Annotated in this window: 4 protein-coding genes; 3 read left to right on the forward strand and 1 reads right to left on the reverse strand. The window is 75.2% G+C overall.

Features of this window, described 5'->3' with window-relative positions; translation table 11 throughout:
• Positions 1-1,932: helicase-associated domain-containing protein (locus ACXJKB_RS22640; protein ID WP_457192463.1), on the reverse strand; the 1,932-nt coding region annotated here is incomplete at its 3' end.
• 68 nt (positions 1,933-2,000) lie between these two features.
• Between ACXJKB_RS22640 and ACXJKB_RS22645 the strand changes: the two genes are divergently transcribed.
• The 3 genes from ACXJKB_RS22645 to ACXJKB_RS22655 form a co-directional block, all read left to right on the forward strand.
• Positions 2,001-2,816 carry a PP2C family protein-serine/threonine phosphatase gene (locus ACXJKB_RS22645; protein WP_300049736.1) on the forward strand — a complete coding sequence of 272 codons (816 nt, stop codon included), beginning with the start codon at positions 2,001-2,003 and terminating at the stop codon, positions 2,814-2,816.
• Positions 2,813-3,937 carry an FHA domain-containing protein gene (locus ACXJKB_RS22650; protein ID WP_457192465.1) on the forward strand — a complete coding sequence of 375 codons (1,125 nt, stop codon included), beginning with the start codon at positions 2,813-2,815 and terminating at the stop codon, positions 3,935-3,937. The genes ACXJKB_RS22645 and ACXJKB_RS22650 overlap by 4 nt, the downstream gene beginning before the upstream one ends.
• A 43-nt stretch (positions 3,938-3,980) precedes the next feature.
• A partial coding sequence (locus ACXJKB_RS22655; RefSeq protein WP_457192467.1) for an RDD family protein occupies positions 3,981-4,640 on the forward strand: 660 nt, incomplete at its 3' end.

A 4,640-nucleotide genomic window follows, 5' to 3' on the forward strand; every position in this document is an offset into this window, starting at 1 on the left:
GGCGCGGGCCCGCTGCAGGTCGGGGCGGCTCACGCGGACCGTGCCGTCGGCGGCCTCGACGACCGGGGCGGCCCCCAGCTCGCGGAGCCGGGGGAGCAGGACGTCGAGGGGGGAGGTGGCGATCGCGACCGTCGGGGCGAGCAGGCGAAGGCCGAGACTGCGCCCCCGCGGGTCGTGCACCAGCGCGGCGAGCGCGGCCTCGTCGTCGGCGCGCAGGAACGCCTCGGCGTGACCGACCCGCACGGTGCCGAAGGTGCGGGCGACGTCCTCGACGAGGAACTCCAGGGGCTGGGGGACCGGCGTCTGCGAGACCGTCGTGAGGAAGTCACGCACCTCGCCGCTGGACCACCCCGCGTCGAAGCCGCGGCGCAGCGACCCGGAGGTGAAGCGGTAGACCGTCGCACCGCCGCGCGACTCCACGTCGGCGAGCAGGTGCAGGCGGCGCGCCACCTCTGTCTCGAGCGGTCCGGGGGCGACGGCCGTGAGGTCGGCCTGCAGGAGGACGTGGTCGACCGGTCGGGGGAGGTCCGCGGCGATCGCCTCCGCGGCGGCCGGGAGGTCGCCGCCCGCCACGTGCCGTCCGCTGGGCGGCATGCCCCCGGCGCCGGTGACGCCCAGCGCGGCCGCCTCGGCCAGCGCGGCCGTGACCAGGTCGGCGAAGATCGTGGGTCGACGCGGACGCAGCCAGGCGATGCGCTGCACCAGCGAGGCGATGCCGGTGCCGATCGCGAGCACCTCGCCCTCGGGCACCTCGGCCAGCACCTGCAGCGCGAGCCGACGGGCCTCCTCGGCGAGCCCGCTCGAGAGCTCGGGCGCGAGCGCGTTCCAGGACTTGCCCGCCGGGTCGCGCGAGCCGACCAGCGACGGCACCCGGCTGCTGGCGAGCCACCCGCCCACCAGGCGCGTCCACCGCTCGGCGAGTGGCAGGCCCGACCAGAGGTCGAACTCGTCGGTGGGCAGCCACGAGGGCGTCCCGTCGGTGGCGGCCGCCTCGGCGATCAGGCCGGACGTCAGCGCCACCTCCACCACCAGCGCCGCTCCGGGCTCGTCGACGTGCAGCTCGCGTGCCACCGCCTTGAGGTCGCGCACGGCGAGGCCGCCGCTGCGCAGGACGCTCGGCGGCTGCACGCCCCAGTGGTCGAGCAGCAGCTCCACCCGGCGTACGACGTCGAAGGCCGCCCCCGCGGCCGTCCGGGCGACCAGTGCGGCATCGCGCGACGACGTCGCCAGCGGCGGCACCTCGTCGACCGGCTCCCGGGTCGTCCGGCCACCACGGAGCGCCAGGCCGACCTCGCCGGGCAGCACAACGGCGTCACCCTCGCGGGGGACGAGCAGGCGACGGCTGATCAGCTCCTCGGCCGGCGTGCGTGCTTCGGCCGGCGACACGGTGCGCCGGGCCGATCCCGTCGTGCCCTCGCCGCCGTGGTCGTCGACGTGGCGCAGCAGCGCGGTCGCGGCCGGGGACAGCTCGGCGATCCGCGCCGCCAGCGCGTCCGGGCTCGCGGCCTCGGGGCTGGCCGGGCGCAACCCGCTGACGAGGCCGGGCATGCCGCGCATCGCGTCCGCCACGCCGGTGAGGGCCCGGACGCCGCCGGGGGCCTCCCAGGCCAGTGCCAGGTCGAGCAGCCGCTGCAGCGCCGCCGTCGTACGCGTCCTGTCGGCGTGGACGATCGAGATCAGGTCCGCAGAAGTGGTTTGACCTGCAACCAGGAGGGCATCAAGCACGGAAAGCTCGAGGCGGTCCAGTCCGTCGAGGGCCCGGTGGATCGACGAACGCGTCGCGGCCCGCGAGGCGAGCTGCGAGGAATCTTGAGGGGCGGGTGTGGCGAGATCTGGACGGGCCCTGAGCAGCGCCACGAGCCGGTCGTCCGGCCAGCTGCGCAGCTGGTCGGCGAGGGTGCGTGCGGGTGTCGTCCGCCCTGAACTGGACATCCCTCTTACGCTACTCGCCGGGCCGGCACCGCGGCCCCACATCTCGACACGGGGCGAAGAGGGCCGACATGCTGGACGTTGATCTGCACCACGGGGCGTCGACGGACGTCGGTCTGGTGCGGAAGGTCAACGAGGACTCCTACCTCGTGGCGCCTCCCGTCTTCGTCGTCGCCGACGGCATGGGCGGCCACTCCGGCGGCGACGTCGCGAGCCAGATGGTGGTCGAGGAGTTCCAGCGCCTCGCCGAGTCCTACGACCCGCGCCGCGGGGCCGAGCTCGTCGCCGACGCCTTCACCCGGGCACAGGCGCGCATCGTCGACTACGGCGACGCCCACCGGGCCATGCAGCCCGGCTGGCACGCCGGCACGACCGCCGTGGTGGCGGTCCTCGTCGTCGACGACGGCGTCACCAAGTGGCTCCTGGCCAACCTCGGCGACTCCCGGATCTACCGCATCGTCGAGCGCCGGCTCGAGCAGGTGAGCGTCGACCACTCCGTCGTCCAGGAGCTCATCGACGCCGGCCGCATCACCGTCGAGGAAGCCTCGGTCCACCCCGAGCGGCACGTCATCACCCGCGCGCTCGGCAGCCCCGAGGGGATCCGCCCCGACTTCTTCCTCCTGCCCCTCGGCTCGGTCGAGCGCCTCCTGCTGTGCAGTGACGGCGTGACCGGGATGATCGGTGACAAGGAGATCGAGGAGATCCTCGAGTCCGTCGCCGACCCCCGCGACGCCGCGGATGCTCTGGTGCGCGCCGCGGTCGCGGCAGGTGGTCGCGACAACGCCACGGCGGTGGTGGTCGATGTGGTGGGATTGGTCAAGGACGCGACCTATGACTCCCGGCGCCAGCAGGAGAGTCTCGAATCGAAGCTGGGGGGACGATTGTGAGCACTGAGGCGAGGTTCGCGCCGGGGGACTGGTACGCCGTCGTCGGCGACGGGGTGACGGTCCTGCTGCCCGTCAGCCAGCGCGGTCGGGTGGCCACGCTGTGGGACCTCGCCGACTCCGGTGCCGCGGCCGACGCCCTGCTCGACGCCCTGCTCGCAGGCGGGCTGTCCTCGCTCGACCACTTCGCCCTCGTCGCCCACGACGACGACGCGACCCGCCTCATCGTGCGGGGTGCGCCCACCGCGACCGTGTCCTCGACCGGTGGCGAGGAGATCCTCAGCGCGTCGCCCGGCGCTGCCTGGGCCGAGCAGGTCCTCACCGGCGTGACCAGCGTCCGGGTGACGCTCACCGGCGAGGGCTCCGCCGACCACCCCCTCACCGCCGGCCTGGCCCGCGTCTCGGTCGTGGAGTTCGGTACGCCGTCCACGTCCGCGTCCGCGGAGGAAGCCGCGGCCGACGAGCCCGCGCCCGTCGTCGTTCCCGAGGCCGCTCCGGAGCCGGACCCCGAGCCCACCCTCGAGGCGGCCCCGGAGCCCGACCCCGACCCCGACCCCGAGCCCACCCCGGAGCCCCAGGCGGCCCCCGCGCCGCCCGCTGCGCCGATGCAGTTCGGCGCGCCCGGCGACGACCCGACGCCGACCGGGGAGACCCCCGTCGTCGAGGACGAGTGGCCCGACCGTGACGGCCAGACCCAGGTCGGCCCCCCGCACGCCGACTTCGAGCGCCCGCCCATCCCCGGCCAGGAGATCGCGCCCGACGTGGTCGCGCAGCCGGTCGCGTCCCTCGTGTTCTCCACCGGCGACGTGGTCGCCGTCGACCGCACCGTGCTGGTGGGTCGCGCGCCCGAGGCGGGCCGCTTCGCCGCCCACGACCAGCCCCACGTCGTGACAGTGCCCAGCCCGCACCAGGAGATCTCCTCGACCCACCTCGAGATCCGCCCGGGCGCGGGGGCCGACCACGGATCGGCCATCGCGACCGACCTCGGCTCCACCAACGGCACCGTCCTGGCCCAACCGGGTCTCGACGCGGAGGACCTCAAGCCCGGCATCGCCGTCAGCCTGATCCCCGGCGCCGTCCTCGACCTCGGCGACGGCGTCACCATCCAGGTCACCAACCCCTGATCAACACCCACCGAGACCCCCCGTGACCCAGCACCCCCAGGCCATGACCTACCCCATCGCCCAGCTCGAACGACGCTTCGCCGCCCTCGTCATCGACCGCCTCCTCGCCTGGACCGTCATCGCCGGCGTCGGCGTGGCGACCGCGCTGCTCGTCTCAGACGACGTGTGGACCGTGGTCGGCGCGGTCGCCGGCGCGACGGTGCTCCTCTGGCTGGTGCTGTCCGTCGTGGTCGGCCTCACCGGCATGTCGCCCGGCAAGGCGGTGACCGGCCTGCGCGTGGTGCACCACGGCACCGGCACCCCGATCGGGGTCGGCCCGGCGCTGCTCCGGTCGCTCGTGCTGGGCGTGGCGGGACTGCCCACCTTCGGCATCGGCCTGGCCACCCTGGCCTGGACGGCCGTCGAGGACCGCAGCCGCCAGCGCCGCGGCTGGCACGACCACCTGACCAACACCGTCGTGGTCGACGTACGTCCGGTCGTCGAGGTCGCTGACACCGCCGTCGACGACGGCCCGCGCCACATCGTCAACCTCACCGCGATGCGGCTCGTCCCGGCGCCGCCCGTCGAGCAGGTGCGGACCCCCGAGCGCACCGAGCACTCCATGCGCCGCCAGCCGCTGCCCGCCGACCTCGCTCGACCCGCGGCGACCCCGGCGCCCGCCCAAGCGCCCGCCCAGGCGCCCCGGCCCGCGCCGGCTCAGGCC

The sequence above is a fragment of the Nocardioides sp. P5_E3 genome, from assembly GCF_054049275.1.